Origin of the sequence: Micromonospora sp. NPDC050495 (assembly GCF_040655175.1) — a bacterium.
Lineage (GTDB): Bacteria > Actinomycetota > Actinomycetes > Mycobacteriales > Micromonosporaceae > Micromonospora.
The window spans coordinates 1-19,661 of sequence record NZ_JBFAJK010000073.1; the positions used below are offsets into that span (position 1 = coordinate 1).

Annotated in this window: 22 protein-coding genes; 10 read left to right on the forward strand and 12 right to left on the reverse strand. The window is 73.3% G+C overall.

Going from position 1 to position 19,661, the window contains the following annotated elements:
- Positions 1-223: 223 nt before the first annotated feature.
- The 3 genes from AB0I11_RS32365 to AB0I11_RS32375 form a co-directional block, all read right to left on the reverse strand.
- Positions 224-424, reverse strand: coding sequence for a hypothetical protein (locus AB0I11_RS32365; RefSeq protein ID WP_357329384.1), 201 nt, complete (start codon positions 422-424; stop codon positions 224-226).
- A 68-nt stretch (positions 425-492) separates the two neighbouring features.
- Complete coding sequence (locus AB0I11_RS32370; RefSeq protein WP_357329386.1) at positions 493-753, reverse strand: hypothetical protein; 261 nt, start codon at positions 751-753, stop codon at positions 493-495.
- Between the two features lie 72 nt (positions 754-825).
- A complete protein-coding gene (locus AB0I11_RS32375) occupies positions 826-1,020 on the reverse strand; it encodes a hypothetical protein (protein WP_357329388.1) in 195 nt (64 codons plus the stop codon).
- Between the two features lie 288 nt (positions 1,021-1,308).
- Between AB0I11_RS32375 and AB0I11_RS32380 the strand changes: the two genes are divergently transcribed.
- Together AB0I11_RS32380 and AB0I11_RS32385 are read left to right on the forward strand one after the other, a co-directional pair.
- Positions 1,309-1,701 carry a hypothetical protein gene (locus AB0I11_RS32380; RefSeq protein ID WP_357329390.1) on the forward strand — a complete coding sequence of 131 codons (393 nt, stop codon included), beginning with the start codon at positions 1,309-1,311 and terminating at the stop codon, positions 1,699-1,701.
- Between the two features lie 102 nt (positions 1,702-1,803).
- Positions 1,804-2,571 carry a methyltransferase domain-containing protein gene (locus tag AB0I11_RS32385; RefSeq protein ID WP_357329393.1) on the forward strand — a complete coding sequence of 256 codons (768 nt, stop codon included), beginning with the start codon at positions 1,804-1,806 and terminating at the stop codon, positions 2,569-2,571.
- 226 nt (positions 2,572-2,797) lie between these two features.
- Here the strand turns inward: AB0I11_RS32385 and AB0I11_RS32390 are convergent, their stop codons facing one another.
- Positions 2,798-3,457, reverse strand: coding sequence for an HNH endonuclease family protein (locus tag AB0I11_RS32390; RefSeq protein ID WP_357329395.1), 660 nt, complete (start codon positions 3,455-3,457; stop codon positions 2,798-2,800).
- A gap of 270 nt (positions 3,458-3,727) precedes the next feature.
- Between AB0I11_RS32390 and AB0I11_RS32395 the strand changes: the two genes are divergently transcribed.
- A complete protein-coding gene (locus AB0I11_RS32395) occupies positions 3,728-3,865 on the forward strand; it encodes a hypothetical protein (RefSeq protein ID WP_357329398.1) in 138 nt (45 codons plus the stop codon).
- Between the two features lie 24 nt (positions 3,866-3,889).
- On the opposite strand, the gene AB0I11_RS32400 is transcribed toward AB0I11_RS32395, so the two are convergent.
- Both AB0I11_RS32400 and AB0I11_RS32405 read right to left on the reverse strand, forming a co-directional pair.
- Positions 3,890-4,759, reverse strand: a complete 870-nt coding sequence (locus AB0I11_RS32400; RefSeq protein WP_357329400.1) for a class I SAM-dependent methyltransferase — start codon at positions 4,757-4,759, stop codon at positions 3,890-3,892.
- 22 nt (positions 4,760-4,781) lie between these two features.
- Positions 4,782-5,798 (reverse strand): hypothetical protein, encoded by a 1,017-nt coding sequence (locus tag AB0I11_RS32405; protein WP_357329402.1) that lies wholly within the window; start codon positions 5,796-5,798, stop codon positions 4,782-4,784.
- A 116-nt stretch (positions 5,799-5,914) separates the two neighbouring features.
- Here AB0I11_RS32405 and AB0I11_RS32410 point away from each other — a divergent pair, with 116 nt between their 5' ends.
- The 3 genes from AB0I11_RS32410 (at position 5,915) to AB0I11_RS32420 (ending at position 7,781) form a co-directional block, all read left to right on the forward strand.
- Complete coding sequence (locus AB0I11_RS32410; RefSeq protein WP_357329404.1) at positions 5,915-6,124, forward strand: hypothetical protein; 210 nt, start codon at positions 5,915-5,917, stop codon at positions 6,122-6,124.
- Positions 6,125-6,176: 52 nt separating this feature from the next.
- Complete coding sequence (locus tag AB0I11_RS32415) at positions 6,177-7,019, forward strand: neutral zinc metallopeptidase (RefSeq protein ID WP_357329407.1); 843 nt, start codon at positions 6,177-6,179, stop codon at positions 7,017-7,019.
- Between the two features lie 114 nt (positions 7,020-7,133).
- Entirely contained in the window at positions 7,134-7,781 is a 648-nt protein-coding gene (locus AB0I11_RS32420) for an HAD family phosphatase (RefSeq protein ID WP_046562757.1), read from the forward strand.
- 75 nt (positions 7,782-7,856) lie between these two features.
- On the opposite strand, the gene AB0I11_RS32425 is transcribed toward AB0I11_RS32420, so the two are convergent.
- The 5 genes from AB0I11_RS32425 to AB0I11_RS32445 form a co-directional block, all read right to left on the reverse strand.
- Entirely contained in the window at positions 7,857-10,406 is a 2,550-nt protein-coding gene (locus tag AB0I11_RS32425; protein ID WP_357329409.1) for an FtsX-like permease family protein, read from the reverse strand.
- A complete protein-coding gene (locus AB0I11_RS32430) occupies positions 10,406-11,173 on the reverse strand; it encodes an ABC transporter ATP-binding protein (protein WP_357329411.1) in 768 nt (255 codons plus the stop codon). Before AB0I11_RS32430 ends, AB0I11_RS32425 begins: the two co-directional genes overlap by 1 nt.
- A 279-nt stretch (positions 11,174-11,452) precedes the next feature.
- Complete coding sequence (locus tag AB0I11_RS32435; RefSeq protein ID WP_357329413.1) at positions 11,453-12,133, reverse strand: response regulator transcription factor; 681 nt, start codon at positions 12,131-12,133, stop codon at positions 11,453-11,455.
- Entirely contained in the window at positions 12,130-13,347 is a 1,218-nt protein-coding gene (locus AB0I11_RS32440) for a sensor histidine kinase (RefSeq protein WP_357329415.1), read from the reverse strand. Before AB0I11_RS32440 ends, AB0I11_RS32435 begins: the two co-directional genes overlap by 4 nt.
- 76 nt (positions 13,348-13,423) lie before the next feature.
- Entirely contained in the window at positions 13,424-14,335 is a 912-nt protein-coding gene (locus tag AB0I11_RS32445; protein WP_357329417.1) for a PD-(D/E)XK nuclease family protein, read from the reverse strand.
- A 132-nt stretch (positions 14,336-14,467) separates the two neighbouring features.
- Between AB0I11_RS32445 and AB0I11_RS32450 the strand changes: the two genes are divergently transcribed.
- The 3 genes from AB0I11_RS32450 (at position 14,468) to AB0I11_RS32460 (ending at position 17,204) form a co-directional block, all read left to right on the forward strand.
- A complete protein-coding gene (locus AB0I11_RS32450) occupies positions 14,468-15,559 on the forward strand; it encodes a site-2 protease family protein (RefSeq protein WP_357329428.1) in 1,092 nt (363 codons plus the stop codon).
- The gene (locus tag AB0I11_RS32455; protein WP_357329419.1) at positions 15,556-16,512 is read left to right on the forward strand and encodes a tRNA (adenine-N1)-methyltransferase; all 957 of its coding nucleotides are present in this window, start codon (positions 15,556-15,558) and stop codon (positions 16,510-16,512) included. The genes AB0I11_RS32450 and AB0I11_RS32455 overlap by 4 nt, the downstream gene beginning before the upstream one ends.
- A gap of 119 nt (positions 16,513-16,631) precedes the next feature.
- Positions 16,632-17,204: a hypothetical protein gene (locus AB0I11_RS32460; protein ID WP_357329421.1), complete on the forward strand. Its 573-nt coding sequence runs from the start codon at positions 16,632-16,634 to the stop codon at positions 17,202-17,204.
- A gap of 78 nt (positions 17,205-17,282) precedes the next feature.
- On the opposite strand, the gene AB0I11_RS32465 is transcribed toward AB0I11_RS32460, so the two are convergent.
- Positions 17,283-17,573 (reverse strand): ferredoxin, encoded by a 291-nt coding sequence (locus AB0I11_RS32465; RefSeq protein WP_357329423.1) that lies wholly within the window; start codon positions 17,571-17,573, stop codon positions 17,283-17,285.
- A gap of 177 nt (positions 17,574-17,750) precedes the next feature.
- Between AB0I11_RS32465 and arc the strand changes: the two genes are divergently transcribed.
- Complete coding sequence (arc, locus tag AB0I11_RS32470) at positions 17,751-19,532, forward strand: proteasome ATPase (protein WP_357329425.1); 1,782 nt, start codon at positions 17,751-17,753, stop codon at positions 19,530-19,532.
- Positions 19,533-19,661 lie beyond the last annotated feature (129 nt).

Consider the following 19,661-nt stretch of genomic DNA (forward strand, 5'->3'; position numbering starts at 1 on the left):
GCCTCCCCGGCCGGTCCGCCGCCACGCGCTCCCGCCCCCCCGCTCCCCCCGGGGGGGTCGCTTGTTTAACCCCCTTTACCCCGTCCCGCCCCGATCGACTCCCTCGCGCGCGCGGGGCGGGAGCTTTGGCTTACCTTCGGCAAATTTGCCGAAGGTCGACTCCCTCGCGCTTCTTCCCGGCGCCGGGAAAAAGGTCCAGCCCTCGCGCGCGCGGGGCGGACACCTACTGCTCGCGTAGCCACTGCTCGATGTCGTGGACGAACAACTCCCGGTCGGCGACCTCCAGGAGCTCGTCAACTGCCTCGGGCGTCGCGTTCCGGACCGCTTCCCGGGCGTAGTCCTGGAACGCCTCCTTGCGGCCGGCGATCTTCCCGCACTCGTAGCCGGTGTCGAACGTCGTGTCGACCTCCTGCTCGGTGTACATGCGCCGCTGCCGCGCCCGTAGCGGTGGGCGGCGGGTCGTCGACGGCCGCCACCACCGGTCCGGCCGGCTCACTTCGCACCACCCAGGTTGCCGGTGGGGAAGACGTACGACTCGCCGCAGGCACGCTCCACACCCGGCGCCATCACCACCCGGTACGCGTTCATGTCGGCGCTCCACGCCGCGGTGACCGCGTCGCTGTCGTGCTGCTCGCAGGTGTAGACGCAGGCGTCGAGGCTGTCGCCAGCGCCGGCCGGGTCGGTGCTGAACAGCTCAACCCGGGTGGTGGCCGGCTGCTCGCACGTGGGAAGGGTGAACGGTAGATTGCTCACGGGTCGCCTCCTGGGGCGATCAAGGGCCCGGGCAACAGGTGTTCCAGCACCTGCCGGGCCCGCCTTATTGGGTCAGGGCCGCCGGTGTCGGCTGCCGGTGATGAGCTGCTGCGGGATCCACATGGCGGCTACCGCGAGGACCGCGGCTCCCGCTGGATCGCGGGTGGCCTTATAGGTGAGGCCGGCGGCGAGCAGGAGCACAACCATGGTTCCGGCGGTGAGCAGGAAGACCAGGGTTGCGTAGAGCTGGGCGAGAACGTTGCGCATGACGCCCCCTCGTGGGCGATCGGATGCCAAGGGTCAGCCGCGGTCCGCAATCGGTCCGCAGAATGTCCGCAAGCGTTCAACGCTTGCCAACGTCAGCTAACGGTGTTTTCCCTGTTCACAGACGTGATGATCTACGTCGGTGCAGGTCCGCGAGAGGCGGAATCTCTTCAACGCCAAGTAATCGGGGTTGACCTGCAGCCCGACTGCCGGCGAGTACCGCTGACAGGAAGGCCCGCTAAGGTCCACTGTCGTCCGGCTTCGTGTTCGTCGGTCAGGACGGAGCCCTTGATGCAGAGAGCCCCGCGACTCGCCGTCGCCCTGGCGATCGGCTTGCTCGTACCGGCGCCCGTCGCCGGCTGTTCCCGCATCTTCGGCTGCGCACCCCGGCCTCCCGACGACATCACCGTGTCCGACCTGGCAGGTGTCTACACCGGCGCCGCGGGCGGAAGGATCGAGCTGACCGAGGACGGCCACTACCGCGCCAGCAAGCTGTCGCCGGCCGCGAACGGCCAGCCCGAAGAGGGTACGTGGACCCTCGACCTCGCCTCGGAGAGCACCGAGGACATGATGCTCGGCGACATACAGCTGTGGATCTCCGGTGACCGGGAGGAGCCGTGGCTGTACCGCTTCGACGGCGATCCCGACCGGTGCCACCTCATCGAGTTCCACCGGAAGAGGTGACCTCCGGCGCGAGGGGGGGGCGTGCGGAGCGCCCCGACCCTGCGCACACCGGCCGGCTGAATGGGCGCGCGGCCACGCGAACGACGTGGCAGGATCCTCGGCATGCCTGGGCGCGCGCTGAGCTTCGGAGCGAGGGCGGGAGCGTACGAGGAGTTCCGCCCGGGCTATCCCGCGGAGCTCGGTGATCTGGTGCTGGCGTACGCGGGTCGACCGGTCCGGACCGCCCTGGAGATCGGCGCGGGGACCGGCAAGGCGACCCGGCTGTTCGCCGGCCGGGGGATCACCGTCACCGCGACGGACCCGGACGGGGCCATGCTCGCCGAGTTGCGCCGGCAGGTGCCGACGGAGGTGCGGATCGTGCGGGCCGCGTTCGAGGACCTGCGACCGGGGGAGCGTTACGGGCTGGTCTACGCGGCGGCGGCGCTGCACTGGACGGAACCGGCGGGCCGGTGGTCGCGGATGGCCGCGCTGGTGGCCCCGGGTGGCGTGTTCGCCTCGTTCGGCGGGCCGGTCCAGTTGGCGGACCCGGCCGTGCGGCGGGCCGTCGACGCGGCCCGGGCACCCTTTCTCAGCAGCGACGAGATCCCGTCGCCGGACGGGACGCCGCCGGGGCACCACATGCAGTGGCCGGGCACGGAGCTGCAGCGCTCGGCGTGGTTCGCCGACGTCCGGCAGTCGGTGATCGAGCGGCGGTTCACGATGAGCGCCGCCGACTACGTCGGCTACCTCTCCACCGTCTCGGCCTACCTCCAGCTGCCCGAGCCCGTGCGGGAGCGGGTGTTCGCCGGCATCCGGCGGGTGCTGCCGGAGACGGTCGGGATCGCCGCCGACATCACCGTCCACCTCGCCCGCCGCCAGCCCGACCGGTAGCGCCCCCGGAGGGACCGACCGGTAGCGCCTCCGGGAGGGGCCCGACCGGTAGCGCCCGGAAGCCGCCCGGAGGGGCCAGGCGAGCGCCGGGGGAGCCGGCCGGGCGGCGAGCGCCCGGGAAGCCGCCCGGCCGGGCGAGACGAGTGCCCGGGGAGCCGAGGAACGCCGCGATACCGGCGCGCCGGCCGGGGCCGTCGCCGGCTGGGCGGCGGCCCCGGCCGGCGGTTCAGTACGCGTAGGTCACCGAGACGGTGGTGCTGGGGCAGTTGTTCGCCCAACTGGTCAGCGCGCTCTTCTCCGCGCTGTCCACGGTGAGCCGCCACCGGATCTTCACGGCGACCCATTCCTTGACGTAGCGGCAGCGGGCGGAGGCGTACGGCGGCAGCCAGGTCGCCGGGTCCTGGTCGCCCTTGGCCTGGTTCACGTTGTCGGTGACCGCGGCCAGGGCCCGGGCGTCGCCCAGGTCGTTGGCGTAGGCCTGGCGGCGGCTGGTGGTCCAGGACCGGGCGCCGGAGTCCCAGGCCTCGGCCAGCGGCACCATGTGGTCGATGTCGAGGTCGCTGGTGAGGGTCCAGTAGGCGTTGTCGTAGTAGGAGTACCAGCGGCCGCCGGAGAGGGTGCAGGTGCCGCTGATGCTCGGCGCGGTCACGGCCTCGGCGAGGAGGACCTCGTTGCGGGTGGTGCAGCCGTCGCCGTCGGCGTCGATCCAGTGGGGGAACAGGTCGCGGCTGTAGCCGGTGCGGACCTCGGTGGCGACCGGGAGGCCGGCGACGGCGGTGCTGAGGGAGGCGGAGTAGCCGGCGGCCGGGGCCGGCTGGGCGAGGCCGAGGGTGGCGGCCAGGATCGCGCCGAGGCTGATGGCCGTCGCGCGGAGGGTGCGGGTCATGGTGCTCCGTCCGATCGGGGGGAAGGGTGGCACCTATATAGACCGGCCTGGAAGTAACGGTCTAGATCAATTTGAGTGAACGGCGGTTGAGGCCCGGGCGTACCTTCTGGGCCGTTGCGTCTGTCGTGTTCACCGCGGCTTTAACCGTTCGCAGGCGGATGGGCGCATGCTGGGGGATGCTGGCCTCACGGCATCGGGCCGTGGACCAGATCGAGGAGAGGGGCGGGGATGGCCGACGACACCCCTTCGCAGCTTCCGTCGGAGCCGCCCATGGCCGTACGCGAGCCGGCCGCCGCGTCTCCCGCCGGCCCGCCGAGCAGCCTGGACCTCTGGGCCCGGGCACAGGTGCTGCACCGCTGCTTCGGCGACGACGACGGCGAACCGCACATCATGCGCGGCCTGGACTAATCGGGGCTCGCACCCGCCGCCCGGTCAGTCGCCGGGCGGCCCTTCGGCGCGCCATCCCGCCGCCACCTGGTCGGGGCCGCCGCCGACCCGGGCGGAGCCGAGCAGGGCGGCGGTGGGCAGCCGCAGCGTCCCGTCGGCGTCCCGGTAGGCGGCGGTGAGCCGGTCGTACTCGTGCCGCAGGCGTGCCCGCACGGCGGCGGGCTGCCGCTGCATCATCAGCCCGGCGCTGCCGATGCCGGCCGCCGGGCCGGCCCACCAGTCCTCCGGGTCGGCGTGGTGTGTCCAGGTCAGGGTCTGGCAGTGCACGTCGGCCAGCCCCGCCCCGGCCAGCACGCCGGCCAGGCCCGACTCGGTGCGCGGAAAGTCCCGTTCGGGCGCGAGCCGGGGCAGGCCGGCCGGCGGGGCGCCCCCGGCGGCGGCGACGGCCTCGCCCCAGAGCCGCTGCAGCGGCGGGTGCGGCGACGGCCAGACCGTCACCGCCACCCGCCCGCCCGGGCGTACCACCCGGCCCAGCTCGGCCAGCGCCGCGGCCGGGTTCCCGACGTGGTTGAGCACGAAGTTCGCCACCGCCGCGTCGAACACGGCGGCCGGGAACGGCAGGTCCGGCAGGGCCGCGGCGCAGCGCCGCGCATCCGGTGCCTGCCGCCCGGCTGCGTCGAGCATGCTCGCCTCGGCGTCGACCGCCACCACCCGGGCGTCGCGGGCCAGCGCGGCCGCCGCGACGGTGCCGGGCCCGGTGCCGGCGTCGAGCAGCCGCCGTCCGGGCCGCACCGCCGCCGCGTCCAGCAGCGCCGGCGTCGGGTACGCGCAGAGCCGGGCGAAGCTGCGCTCGTACGCCCGCGCCCGGCCCGCCCAGCGGGACCGCTCGTGCCGGTCGTACTCCGTGTCGATCATGCGTCGAGGGTAGCCCCGGCCCTCAGACCAGCAGATCCTTGTAGTAGACGCTCGCGGTGCGGGCGCCCGAGTCGCCGCCGGCGAAGCCGAAGCAGAGCCGCGCCGAGCTGGCGTCCCCGGTGGGCAGCTGGATGGCCATGCCCTCCGGCTCCCGGAACGGGAGGGTGTAGCCGGCCTTGGTGAGCCCTCGGTCGACCTGGGCGCCGGTGTTGAGGTCCACCACCGTGATGTACGTGTTGCCGGTGCCCTCGACCGAGTCGTACGTGCCGTACCCCGAACCCTCCAGCATGTACAGGTAGCTGCCCAGCGCGGTGTAGCCCTGGAACGGCCGGGCGGAGCCCACGGTCGTCGGCTGGGCGACGCTGGCCAGCGGCGTGTAGGTGCGGGCGCGTACGTCGGCCAGGTTGTAGACGTTGTAGCGGAAGCCGCTGCTGACCTTGTGCCGCAGGATGAGCCGGTTGGTGGTCGGGTCGATGACGCAGGTGTTGTTGGTGGAGCCGCTGACCGGCCGGTGCTTCTCCAGCCCGCTGGTCGAGGTGGTGAACACGGCGCCGGGGGTGAACTTGAACCGGGTGATGGCGGTGCCCCACTGGTCGACCGCGTCGGTCTCGGTCCACAGGTAGGCGGTGCTGCCGACCGGCTCCACGCCCATCCCCACGCCGTGGCCGAAGCCCTTGAGGTACATAAAGGTGATCTTGTTGCCGGCCAGGTCGAGCTGGGTGACGCAGAGGTCGCCGTTGGCGACCCGGGTGGCCCCGGGGACCGGGGCGCTCTCGCCCGGCAGCTGGACGCCGCCCTGCACCACCTGCACCGTGTAGATCCGCTTGTTGACGTTGTCGAAGGCGAGGGACTGCAGCACCGTGACGTTGTGCAGCCGCTTCTCGCGGATCAGCTTGTCCGACGGGTCGCTCAGGTTGAACCGCCGGGAGGCGGGGACCGACGCCAGCGCCGGTCGGGCGGCGGCCGCGCCGAACGCGGCCCCGGCGGCGCCCACGCCGGCGGCGCGCAGCAGGGTTCGACGGTTGATGAGGTGCTCCATGGTAGTCCCCCGTGCATCGAGATCAGACGATCGGCACACCCTACCGGCGGCGCGCCGGCCCGGCTGTCCCGTCGCGGGTACGCGGCCGGGAGCACGGGTCTCCTACGCTGGCGGTCATGACGACAGTGCTGGTGACCCTTGCGGTGGTGGCGGTGCTGGTGGCGGCGGTGGTCGGCGTCGTGCTGCGGCGCGACCGGGGCCGGTCCGCGCCGGACGAGGACCGGTCGGCGGCGCACGACGCGGAGGCCCGCCGCCAGCGGTACGAGGCACAGCGCCACGCCGCCCAGTCGCACACCGTCCGGCGGGACATGCCGAACAGCATGTGACGGACCGGCCGGCCGGCGTCGGCGCTCGCGGTGCGGCACGGGCGGGTGAACGATGCCCGTCCCGAGCGCGTGCTCCCCGGTGGGCATCAACGGCGCGCGGTCGGGGTACTTGCGCAGCCACAGTGACTCAGCCGGGGAGGCGACCGTGCGGAAGAAGGCGGGACGTCGGCGGCCGGGCCCGCTCGCGGGGCTCCTGGTGGCCGTGGTGCTGGCGGCCGGGTGCATGGGCGGCGGCCTCGACTCCGGTGAGCCGCGGGAGCCCGGCTCGCGGCAGACCGGGCAGCCGAGCCCCCGGGGCGCGGACACCACCCGGGCCGACGGCACCACCAGCGTCGTCGAGTTCAAGCAGGACTTCACCGACGCCGTCGGCATCGCCGAGCGCTACTGGACCGAGCGGTTCCGCGCCTCCGGCGAGCGGTTCCAGCCGATCCGCCGGGTGGTGCCCTACACCCGGGCGGGGGAGGTGTCCTGCGGCGGCGAAGGGCTGCCGCGCAACAACGCCGTCTACTGCTCGGCCGGCGACTTCATCGCCTACGACGTGAACTGGTCGGTGGCGGCGTTCCGGCAGGTCGGTGACGCGTTCCTGTTCTACCTCCTCGGCCACGAGTACGCCCACGGTGTGCAGGTGCGCCTCGGCGTCCGCTACAACTTCACCATCCAGCAGGAGTTGCAGGCCGACTGCATGGCCGGGGCCTACATCGGGGACAACGTGCGGTCCCGGACGCTCACCCTCGACCAGGGCGACCTGGACGAGTTCCGGGAGGGGTTGCTGGCGGTCGGCGACGACCCGGACCAGCCGTGGTTCGCCGAGGGCTCGCACGGCACCGCCGAGCAGCGCACCGACTCGTTCTTCCGCGGCTACCGGGACTCCCTGGACGCCTGCGGTCTCGGATGATGCCGCAGGTCACCCTCGCGCGGGAGCCCGGCCACCGGCCCGGGCCCGGCTGAGAGGATCAGCGGATACGCCCACCCGAGGAGGCCCCCGCTGAGCAGCAAGCATCCCGCCGCCGTGCTCTTCGACATGGACGGCACCCTGGTCGACAGCGAGAAGCTCTGGGACGTCGCGTTGCAGGAGTTGGCGGCCGTCTACGGCGGCACCCTCTCCGACGCCGCCCGCGTGGCGATCATCGGGACCAGCATGGCCGACTCGATGCGGATCCTGCACGACGACCTGGGCCAGCCGGAGCGCGACCCGCAGGCCAGCGCCGACTGGATCAACGCCCGCATCCTGGAGCTGTTCCGCACCGGCCTGCGCTGGCGGCCGGGCGCGCTGGCGCTGCTGCGGGCGGTCCGCGCCGCGGGAATCCCCACCGCCCTGGTCACCTCCAGCGGCCGGCCACTGGTCGAGGTCGCCCTGGACACCCTGGGCCGGGACAGCTTCGACGCCGTGGTCTGCGGCGACGAGGTGGACGCGGCGAAGCCGCACCCCGAGCCGTACCTGACCGCCGCCCGGCTGCTCGGCGTGCCGATCGCGCGCTGCGTGGCGATCGAGGACTCGCCGACCGGGGTGGCCAGCGCGCTGGCCGCCGGCGCCGCCGTGCTGGCCGTGCCGGCCGAGGTGCCGCTGCCGCCGACCGCGGGCGTACACCAGCTGGCCAGCCTGACCGGGGCGGACCTGGAGCTGCTCGCGGCGCTGCTCGGCGAACCGCCGGCCTGACCGGCACCGGCCGGCCCGACCACGCGCGACGGCCCCCGCCACCTGAGGTGGCGGGGGCCGTCGCGGCCGGCGGGGTCAGTCGTGCGCGATGGCCCCCAGCACGTTGATCCGTGCGGCGCGGATCGCCGGCAGCACCGCGGCGACCACACCGATGATCGCGGCCATGATCAGGAACGTCACCATCTGACCCCAGGGCAGGATCAGGTCGGTGATGCCCTCGTCCTTGAGCGCCTCGACCACCGCCGCGCCGAGACCCGTGCCGACCACCACGCCGAGCAGCGCGCCGAAGATGGAGATCACCACCGCCTCCACCGTGATCATCCGCATGGTCTGGGCGCGTCGCAGGCCGATCGCCCGCAACAGGCCCAGCTCCCGGGTCCGTTCCAGCACCGACAGCGCGAGCGTGTTGATGATGCCCAGCACCGCGATCACGATGGCCAGCGCCAACAGGATCTGGATCATCTGGAGCAGGGAGTCCAGCTGGCCGGTCTGCTGCTCGATGAACGCGGCCAGGTCGACCACCGACACCTCCGGGCTGTCCGCCAGCAGCCGCTCGACCTGTGGCTGCACCGTGTCCACCGACGTGCCGGGGGCGAGCTGCAGGAAGCCCTGGATGGGCTGCGGGATGGCGAAGTCCGCCGCCGCCTGCGGCGGCAGGGTCACCGGGTTGGTCAGTTGCGAACTGGAGTAGATGCCGCTGACCGTGTAGGTGCGGGCCTCGCCGCGGGCCAGCTGCACCGGCACCGCCGAACCGACCGTGAGGTTACGGGCCTTCGCGGTGTCCGAGCTGACCAGCATCTGGTCCGGCGCCAGCCGGCTGATGTCACCGGCGGTGGCCTTCGCCCCGAAGACCTGCTGCAGCGCCGCCACGTTGCTCGACACCGCCACCCAGGTCCGCTCGCCGCCGACCACCGCCATGTCGCCGTACTCGCCGTCGACCATCCGCACGCCCGGGATCGCGGCGGCCTTCTCCAGCACCGCCGGGTCGAAGCTCGCCGGACGCGGACCGGACGACGCCCCGGCGATCACCAGGTCCGCCTTGATGGTGTCCTGGGCCAGGGCGCCGATGCTGCCCTTGGCCGAGTCCAGGATCACCGTCACGCCGGTGACCAGGGCGATGCCCACCATCAGCGCGGCGGCGGTGATCGCGGTGCGGCGCGGGTTGCGGCCCGAGTTGAGCCGGCCCAGCTTGCCCGGCACCGACCAGGAGAACAACGCGCCCAGCAGCGAGACCACCGGCCGGCTGATCACCGGCGTCAGCAGCGCCACCCCGATGAACGCGAACAGCACACCGCCGAGGATGGTCGCCAGGGTGCTGCCGCCGGCGTGCCCGCCGAGGCCGAGGAAGAGCAGCACCGCGCCGATGCCGGTGACCACCGCGCCGCCGATGGTGACCTTGGTCAGCGGCCGGTCCGGCGTGGCGACGTCCTGCATCGCGGCGATCGGCGGGATGCGCGAGGCGCGCACCGCCGGCAGCAGCGCGGCGACCACCGTGATCAGCATGCCGACGCCGAACGCGCCGATCACCGCCGACGGCGGCACACCCAGCCCGGCCAGGGTGAGACCCCCGGCGAGCTGACCGAACAGGTACGCCAGCAGCGCGCCCACCCCGATGCCGGCGGCCAGCCCCAGCACCGAGGCGATCAGGCCCACCGCGAGCGCCTCCAGCACCACCGAGCCGATGACCTGCCGGCCGCTGGCCCCGATCGCCCGCATCAGGGCCAGCTCACGGGTGCGCTGGGCCACGATGATCGAGAACGTGTTGAGGATCAGGAACGTGCCGACCAGCAGCGCCACCGCGGCGAACCCGAGGAGGATCTTGTTGAAGAACGACAACCCCTCCTTCAGGCCGGCCGCCGCGTCGTCGGCGAGCTGCTCGCCGGTCTTGACCTGGTAGTCGCCGCCCAGCGTGCGGGCCACCTCGTCGCGCAGCGCCGTCGGCGACGTGCCGTCGGCGGCCTCGATGCTGACGCTGCTGAACACGTCGGGCTTGCCGAGCATCAGCTGCTGCGCCACCGGAGTGGTGAAGGAGATCTCGTTGGCGCCGCCGATCGAGTCCCGGCCACCGCTGTAGCCGAACACGCCGACGATCGTGAACTCCTTCTTCGGCGCCAGGGTCAGCACGCCGACCCGGTCGCCGACCGCTACCTTGCCCGCCTTGGCCAGCGCGGCGTTGACCACGATCTCGTCGTCGGCCTGCGGCGCGTGGCCCTCGCGCAGCTCCAGCAGGTCGCCCTCACCGAGCCAGTTCTGGCCCAGCTGCGGCGGGCCGAACGAGGAGACCACCTTGCCGTTGCTGCCGATCAGGCGGGCGCCCTCGGCGGCGACCACGCCCTTGGCGTCGGCGACGCCGGGCACCGCCTTGACCCGGTCGAGCACGGACGCCGGCATCGGGGTGCTCACCGGCATCCCCTCCGCCCCGGAGACGTCGATCTTCGGCTTCGCCTCGACGCTCACGTCGACCTCGGAGTACGCGTCGGCGAAGACCGCGTCGAAGGACCGCCCGAGCGTGTCGGTGAGCACGAACGCGCCGGAGACGAACATGACGCCGAGCACCACCGCCAGGCCGGACAGCAGCAGGCGCAGTTTGCGCGCCAGCAGGCTCTTGAGCGTTGCCCGCAGCATCAGTTGCCCACCTCGGCCGGGGTGTCCAGCTTCTTCATGGTGTCCAGCACCGTCTCCGCGGTCGGCTCGATCAGCTCGGAGACGATCTCACCGTCGGCCAGGAAGACCACCCGGTCGGCGTACGCGGCCGCCGTCGGGTCGTGGGTGACCATCACGATGGTCTGGCCGTGCTCGCGTACCGAGTTGCGCAGGAAGTTCAGCACCTCGGCGCCGGAGCGGGAGTCCAGGTTGCCGGTCGGCTCGTCCGCGAAGATCACCTCGGGCCGGGCGACCAGCGCCCGCGCACACGCCACCCGCTGCTGCTGGCCGCCGGAGAGCTGCGCCGGCCGGTGCCCCAGCCGGTCCCGCAGGCCGACCGTGTCGATCACCGTGTCGTACCAGGCCGGGTCCGGCTTGCGGCCGGCGATCGACAGCGGCAGCAGGATGTTCTCCTGGGCGGTGAGCGTGGGCAGCAGGTTGAACTGCTGGAAGATGAAGCCGACCCTGTCCCGGCGCAGCTTCGTCAGCCCGGAGTCGCCGAGCCCGGTCACCGTGGTCTCGCCGATCATGACGGTGCCGCGGGTCACCGAGTCCAGCCCGGCGAGGCAGTGCATCAGCGTCGACTTGCCCGAACCGGACGGGCCCATGATCGCGGTGAACCGGCCTCGCTCGAACTCGGCGCTCACCCCCCGCAGCGCGACGACCTGCGCCTCGCCGCTGCCGTACACCTTCCACACGTCGTTGGCCCGGGCCGCGGCCTGCGCCTGCTGCCCCACCGTCGCGGTCACGTCATCTACCTCTTCCGTCTGATTCTCAAAATTCGCACCGCCCCCGCTGACCGGTGCGACCGTTCCATCCTCGACGCCGCGGCCGGGACATCCGTCCGTCTCCGGACGTATCCGGTGCCGAAATCCCGGTGCGGGTCACCCCCGAGACCGGCTCAGGGTCATCCCCGACCGCCACCCCGCGAGCACGGTGGCGAGGCTATGGCCTCACGTTGCGTGATGGTCAACCGTGCCACCCGGCTGATGGTCACGGTAGGTGATCGCCGCCACCCGGCCGCCGGGTCAGCCGCCCGGCCGCACCAGCCCCGTCTCGTACGCCAGCACCACGGCCTGCACCCGGTCGCGCAGCCCCAACTTGGTCAACACGTGCCCGACGTGGGTCTTGATGGTGGTCTCGCTGACCGTCAGCGCCCGGGCGATCTCCGCGTTCGACAGCCCTCGCGCCACCTGCACCAGCACCTCGCGCTCCCGCTCGGTCAGCGCGTCCAGCGCCTTCGGAGGGGTGGCCGCCGGGTCGGGCAGCGCGTCGGCGAACCGGTCCAGCAGCCGGCGCAGGATGCGCGGCGCCACCACCGCCTCCCCGGCCGCCACCGTGCGGATCGCGGTCACCAGGTCCTCGGCCGGCACGTCCTTGGCCAGGAACCCGCTCGCCCCGGCGCGCAGCGCGCCGACCACGTACTCGTCCAGGTCGAAGGTGGTGAGGATGAGCACCCGCACCGGCAGCCGGGCGTCGACGATGGCCCGGGTCGCCGCCACCCCGTCCATCCGGGGCATCCGGATGTCCATCAACACCACGTCCGGCAGCAGCCGGCGGGACAGCTCCACCGCCTCCAGGCCGTCCCCGGCCTCGGCCACGATGTCCAGGTCGTCCTCGGTGCCCAGCACCATCCGGAACCCGGTCCGCAGCAGCGGCTGGTCGTCGGCGAGCAGGACACGCACCGGCCGGCCCGTGCTGTCGGTCATCCCCGTCCCCCCGTCGCCGCGCCCGCCGGGACCGCCCCGGCGGAGTCCAGCGGGATCCGCGCGTATACCCGGAAGCCGCCGCCGGGCCGCGGGCCCGTCCGCAGGACCCCACCGTAGAGGGCGACCCGCTCGCGCATCCCGACCAGCCCGTGCCCGATCCGGTCGGTCGCCGGCGTGGGCCCCCGCCCGGTGTCGGTCACCTCCACCGCCAGCCAGCCGTCGCCCCAGGTCAGCTCGACCTCCGCGGTGGCCCGCCCGCCGTGCTTGAGGGTGTTGGTCAGCGCCTCCTGGATGACCCGGTAGACGGCCAGCGCCACGCCCTCCTCCAGCGCGGCGGGCGTCCCGTCCACCCGCAGCGTCACCGGCAGCCCGGCCTCCCGGACCTGCTCGACGAGGGCCTCGATGCCGGTCAGCCCCGGCTGCGGGGCCAGCTCGGCCGCCGGCTCGGCGTCGGTGCGCAGCACGTCCAGCAGCCGGCGCAGCTCCCGCAGGGTCGCCCGGCCGGTCTCCTCGATGGTGGCCATCGCCCCGTCGGCGGCCTGCGGATCCCGGTGCAGCACCCGCCGCGCCCCGGTCGCCAGGACCCCCATCACGCTGACGTGGTGGGCCACCACGTCGTGCAGCTCCCGGGCGATCCGCCGCCGCTCGTCGGCGACGGCCTGCTCGGCCAGCGACCGCTGGGTGGCCTCGGCGATCCGGGCCCGCTCCCGCAGCATCCGGGTCGACTGCCGGCGCGCCTGCACCGCCCGGCCCACCGCGAACGCCACCCCGGCGGTGAGCAGGTTGTTCAGCAGCAGGTACGCCGGGCCCATGTCGAGCACGCCGTCCAGCGGCACGGCCAGGTTGGCCAGCAGCACCGGCACCCACAGCAGCAGCGCGGCCAGCCCGGCCGGGCGCAGCGGCCGGTGCGCGGCCATCGTGTAGGTGAGCACTACGAAGGCCAGCCCCTGGGTGCCCGGCGCGTGCCGCAGCAGCACCGGCAGGGCCAGGGTCGCCACCGCCGCCAGCACCGCCGGCCACGGCGCGACCCGGCGCACCGCCACCGGGGCGGCGGCGAGCACGCTGCCGCCCAGCGCGGCCCAGAGCTGCCCGGGCCGCAGCTCCTGCGGCATGAGCAGCAGGAACGCGGCGTCCAACGCCGCCAGGACGAGCGCGAGGCCGGTGTCGGCGGCCAGCGGTCGACGCCGGAGCCACCCCGGCAGCCGGTTGGTCATGCCACGACGCTAGCCGCCACCCGGCCGGGACCGTCGTCGCCGAAGCCGAACCCGTCCTCCTCCGGAAGGAGGAGGGTCACTCGTCCGCCCCCGGCGCCGCCGGCCGGGACCGGGCGTCGGTGAGCGGGTCGCCGGCGCCGGCGACCGGGAACGGCGGCGGAGTGCCGCCGAAGCTCGGGCAGCGCGCCTGGTGGCTGCACCAGTCGCAGAGCCGGCTCGGCCGGGGCCGGAAATCCTGCCGGGCGGTGGCCTGCTCGATCGCCTGCCAGAGCGCCACCACCGTGCGCTCGAAGCGCAGCAGCTCCTCGGCGTCGGGGGCGTAGTCGCACACCTCGGCGTCCTTCAGGTAGAGCAGCCGCAGCACCCGGGGCACCACGCCCCGGGTCCGCCACAGCACCAGGGCGTAGAACTTGAGCTGGAACAGCGCCCGCGCCTCGAACGCCTCGCGCGGCGCCCCGCCGGTCTTGTAGTCGACCACCCGCAGCGCGCCGTCCGGGGCCACGTCGAGCCGGTCCAGGTAGCCGCGGATCAGCAGCTCCCCGTCGACCACCGCGGAGATCAACGCCTCCCGCTCGGCCGGCTCCAGCCGGCGCGGGTCCTCCACCGCGAAGTAGCCCTCCAGCAGGCCCGCCGCCGAGCGGAGGAAATCGGCCTGCGCCGCGGCGTCGCCCTCGGCGAACAGGGTGGCCAGCTCCGGCTGCTCGGCGACCAGCCGGTCCCACTGCGGGGAAACCAGGTCGCCGGCGGAACGCGGCGTGCGGGCCGCCGCCGGCAGGTCGAACAGCCGCTCCAGCACCGCGTGCACCAGGGTGCCCCGGGCCTGCTCCACCGTCGGCCGCTCGGGCAGCCGGTCGATGCTGCGGAACCGGTAGAGCAGCGGACAGGTCTTGAAGTCCGCCGCCCGCGACGGCGACAGCGACGCCCGCACCGAGGGCGGCTCCGCCGCCGGGGGGAGGGGCTGCGCGTCGATCACCGGTTCCGCCGTCATGCCCGGAAGGTTAGGGCACCGGTGTGACAGGGCGGCCGTCGCCGCACCGGGGCATGATCCGCCGCGCGTACCATCAGGCCGGTGGAGCGCAGCAGCCGACCGTCCCGCCGGCCCGGGCTGACCGTCGGTCGGGTGTGCGGCGTCCCGCTGCGCGTCGACGCGTCGATGCTGCTGCTCACCGCCGTCGTCACCGTCCTGTACGCGGCCCTCGCCCGCCGCCAGCTCGACCTCGGCCACCTCGGCGGCTACCTGGTCGCGCTGGGCTTCGTGATCTCCCTGCTCGGCTCGGTGCTGCTGCACGAGCTGGGGCACGCGCTCACCGCCCGCCGGCACGGCATCGGCGTGCGCGGGATCACCCTGGAACTGCTCGGCGGCTACACCGAGATGGACCGGGACGCCCCCAGCCCCCGCGTCGACCTGCTGGTCTCGCTGGCCGGCCCGGCCGTCTCCGCGGTCCTCGGCGCCGCCGGCGTGGCCGCCACCCTGGCCCTGCCCGGCGGCACCCTGGCCCACCAGCTCGCGTTCCAACTGGCGGTGAGCAACGTGGTGGTCGCCGTGTTCAACAGCCTGCCCGGGCTCCCGCTCGACGGCGGCCGGGCGCTGCGGGCCGCGGTCTGGGCGCTCACCCGGGACCGGCACCTGGGCACCGAGGTCGCCGGCTGGGTCGGCCGGGCCGTGGCGGTGGCCACCCTGGCCCTGGTCGTCCTGCTCACCCTGCGCCGGGCCGTCGCCCCGCTCGCGCTGCCGCTGGTGCTGCTCGTCGCGGTCACCCTGTGGCGCGGCGCCGGGCAGTCCATCCGGATGGCCCGGATCGGCCGGCGCCTGCCGCTGGTCGACCTCGCCCGGCTGGCCCGCCCGGTGTTCCCGGTGCCCAGCGGCACCCCGCTGGCGGAGGCGCAGCGCCGCCGCGCCGAGGGCGTCGATCCGGCCGCCGCGCTCGCCGTGGCCGACGCCACCGGCCGGCCGGTCGCCCTGGTCGACCCGGCCCGGGCCGACGCCGTACCCCCGGAACGGCGGCCGTGGCTCGCGGTGGACGCGGTCTGCCGCAACCTGGCCGGCCTGCCCGCCCTCCCGGTCGGCGCGGACGGCGAGCACGTGCTGGAGACCCTGCGCACCCACCCGGGCGCGCAGTACGTCGTGACGGCAGGCGAAGATGTGGTCGGCGTCCTGCACATCGCGGATCTGGCCCAGCTCCTGGAACCCAAACGGAAGACGAACACGTGACCGCTCATTCCCCCACCGCCCCCGCGCTGCCTCCTGTGCACCGGGGGCCGTTCCGGCCCGGCGACCGGGTGCAGCTGACCGACCCCAAGGGGCGGATGCACACCGTGACGCTGGAACCCGGCAAGGAGTTCCACACCCACCGGGGGATCCTCAAGCACGACGCGCTGATCGGCCTGCCCGACGGCAGCGTGGTCACCACCGCCGGCGGCGGCACCGCGTTCCTGGCGCTGCGGCCGCTGCTGTCGGACTATGTGCTGTCCATGCCGCGCGGCGCCCAGGTGATCTATCCGAAGGACTCGGCGCAGATCGTGGCCATGGGCGACATCTTTCCCGGCGCCAAGGTCCTCGAGGCGGGCGCCGGCTCCGGCGCGCTCTCCTGCTCGTTGCTGCGCGCCGTGGGCACCGAGGGCGAGCTGCACTCCTGGGAGCTGCGGGAGGACTTCGCCGAGATCGCCAAGCGCAACGTGGAGGCCTTCTTCGCCGGCCCGCACCCGGCCTGGCGGCTGCACGTCGGTGACGTCGCGCAGTGCCAGGAGACCGGCTTCGACCGGATCATCCTGGACATGCTCACCCCGTGGGAGACCCTCGACATGGTCGAGCGGGCGCTCGTGCCCGGCGGCGTCTTCATCGGCTACGTGGCCACCACCCCGCAGCTGTCCGAGCTGGTCGAGGCGCTGCGCGAGCGCGGCGGGTGGACCGAGCCGCGCGCCTGGGAGTCCCTGGTGCGCGACTGGCACGCCGAAGGGCTGGCCGTCCGCCCCGACCACCGCATGATCGCGCACACCGCGTTCCTGGTCTCCGCGCGCAAGCTCGCCCCCGGGGTCACCGCGCCGCCGCGGCGGCGCAAACCCAGCAAGGGCACCGAGGCGTACGTCCAGCGCCGGCAGGCGCTGCGCGAGGCGGAACTGGCCCGCCGGGTGGCCGCCGAGGAGCCGGCCCAGGGCCAGCCGTGACCCCCCGGCGCGGACGGGGATGAGCGGGTGGATCATGTGTCCGGGGGACGGCGCCGGACGGGCGGAGACGGTGGCATGAGCGAGCGGATCGGTGGACGGGATCACCGGGAGGCGTGGGCATGAGCAGCCCCGGCTACGGCAACGGCGACCTGCCCGCGGTCTTTCCCGACTGGTCGCCCTACGCCGACCTGGAGTCGGCGGCCCGGGCCTACCTGCGCGACCCGGACATCGCCCTGGACGCCCTCGGCGGGGTGCTGCGCGGCGCGTCGGTGCTCGGCTTCACCCTGGAACGCTTCGTCAACGAGGTCAACGGGGTGTGGCAGGAGGTCGTCGTCTGCGACGGCAGCCGGCTGGTGCTCTGGCACGGCGAGGACGTCCCGCCGGGGGAGGGGCCACCCGGGTCGATGACCTCCTCGTTGCGGGTGGTGCCGGTCTCCACGGTCACCGAGGTCGGCTGCCGGCGCCGGCTCACCCGCGCCGACAACGGCGAGGTCCGGGTCGACAGCATCGACGTCTACCTGCTGCTCAGCTCGCTGGACGAGGCCCCGCCCGGTGACGAGGCGGTCGGCGCGCCCCGGCACGACGCGCTGCGTTTCGGCAAGACCCTCGACGACGGCGGGGCCGGGCAGATCGCCCGGCTGGAGGAGTTCGCCCGGCTCGTCGCCTCGGTGGTCGGCCGCCCCCTGCTCTGACCGACGCACGCGGGCCGGGGACGTCGCCGTCCCCGGCCCGCGCTGTCGATCGTGCTGGCTGCTCCGCCCGGTCGGGCCTCAGTCCTCGGCCTCGGGGCCGGCCACCTCGACGCCGTCGCCGCGCACCACGTGGATGCACTCGCCCGGGCACTCCTTCGCCGAGTCGATCACCTCGAGGCGCAGGTGCTCGGGCACGTCCACCCGCGCGCCGGGGGTCAACCGCAGCTCGCCGTCGGCGCCCTTGACGTACGCCAGGCCGTCGACGTCGAACTCGAAGACCTCCGGCGCGTACTGCACGCACAGCCCGTCACCGGTGCAGAGGTCCTGGTCGACCCAGACCTGAAGCTGGTCCGTCGCGACGTCGGTCACGAAGCACCCCCCATGTTCTCCCGTCCCACCCCCCGACGGTACCCGAACGCCCGTACCCGCCCGCCGACCAGCCCTTGGCGATCAAGCTTCGGTGACGAGCGCGTTGCGGAGGACCGAATCGGGCTCATAGCGGCTAGTGTTAGCTCAGAACGTTCAAGCCCCCCGGGGAGGTGGGACGTGGCACGCAGCGACGACGCGGACTCGCGCGCCGCACGGTGGGAGAAGGAGGCCCACGATCTCTCCACGCAGGTCGCGTTCCTGCAAGAGGAACTCGCTCTGGTGCGGCGCAAGTTGACCGAAAGCCCCCGACACGTCCGGCAGCTCGAGGAGCGGCTGGCGGCCACCCAGGCCCAGTTGGCGCGGCTGACCGAGAACAACGAACGGCTCGTGAGCACCCTCAAGGAGGCTCGCGCGCAGATCGTGACGCTCAAGGAGGAGATCGACCGCCTCGCCCAGCCACCGAGTGGCTACGGCGTGTTCCTGGCCAAGCACGACGACGGCACGGTGGACGTGTTCACCGGCGGGCGCAAGCTCCGGGTGGCCGTCTCACCCTCGTTGGAGGTCGACGAGCTGCGTCGTGGCCAGGAGGTCCTGCTCAACGACGCGCTCAACATCGTCGACGCGCTCGGCTACGAGCGGGTCGGCGAGGTCGTGATGCTCAAGGAGATCCTCGCGGGTCCCGACGGCGCTCCGGGCGACCGGGCCCTGGTGGTCTCCCACTCCGACGAGGAGCGGATCGTGCACCTCGCCGAGACCCTGATCGGTTCGCCGATCCGGGCCGGCGACTCGCTGATGATCGAGCCCCGCTCGGCGTACGCGTACGAGCGGATCCCCAAGAGCGAGGTCGAGGAGCTGGTCCTGGAGGAGGTGCCCGACGTCGACTACACCGACATCGGCGGCCTCCAGGCGCAGATCGAGCAGATCCGCGACGCCGTGGAGCTGCCGTTCCTGCACGCCGACCTGTTCCGCGAGCACCAGCTCCGGCCGCCCAAGGGCATCCTGCTCTACGGCCCGCCCGGCTGCGGCAAGACGCTGATCGCCAAGGCGGTGGCCAACTCGCTGGCCAAGAAGATCGCCGAGCGGGAGGGCAAGGAGCGGCACACCAGCTTCTTCCTCAACATCAAGGGCCCGGAGCTGCTCAACAAGTACGTCGGCGAGACCGAGCGGCACATCCGGCTGATCTTCCAGCGGGCCCGGGAGAAGGCCGGCGAGGGCACCCCGGTGATCGTGTTCTTCGACGAGATGGACTCGGTGTTCCGCACCCGCGGTTCCGGCGTCTCCTCCGACGTGGAGAACACCATCGTCCCGCAGCTGCTCAGCGAGATCGACGGCGTGGAGGGCCTGGAGAACGTCATCGTCATCGGCGCCTCCAACCGGGAAGACATGATCGACCCGGCGATCCTGCGTCCCGGCCGGCTCGACGTGAAGATCAAGATCGAGCGGCCGGACGCCGAGGCGGCCAAGGACATCTTCTCCAAGTACATCCTCGCCGGCCTGCCCCTGCACGCCGACGACCTCGCCGAGCACGGCGGCGACCCCCAGGCCACCGTCGCCGCGATGATCGACGCGGTGGTGCTGCGGATGTACTCGGAGACCGAGGAGAACCGCTTCCTCGAGGTCACCTACGCCAACGGCGACAAGGAAGTCCTCTACTTCAAGGACTTCAACTCCGGCGCGATGATCCAGAACATCGTCGACCGGGGCAAGAAGATGGCCATCAAGGAGTTCCTCACCTCGGGGCGCAAGGGCCTGCGGCTGCAGCACCTGCTCGACGCCTGCGTCGACGAGTTCCGCGAGAACGAGGACCTTCCCAACACCACCAACCCCGACGACTGGGCGCGCATCTCCGGCAAGAAGGGCGAGCGGATCGTCTACATCCGCACGCTCGTCTCCGGCGGCAAGGGCGCCGAGGCCGGGCGGTCGATAGAGACCGCCAGCAACACCGGCCAGTACCTGTAACCCCACGGCGACACCGAAGGGCCCGCGGCGCACCCGGATGCTGTTGGTTAATTCGGGTTCTGCTGCTTCGCCCCGTCGGATCTATCCGGCGGGGCGAAGTTGTGCGAAGTGGCTGATGCGGGTGGCGGC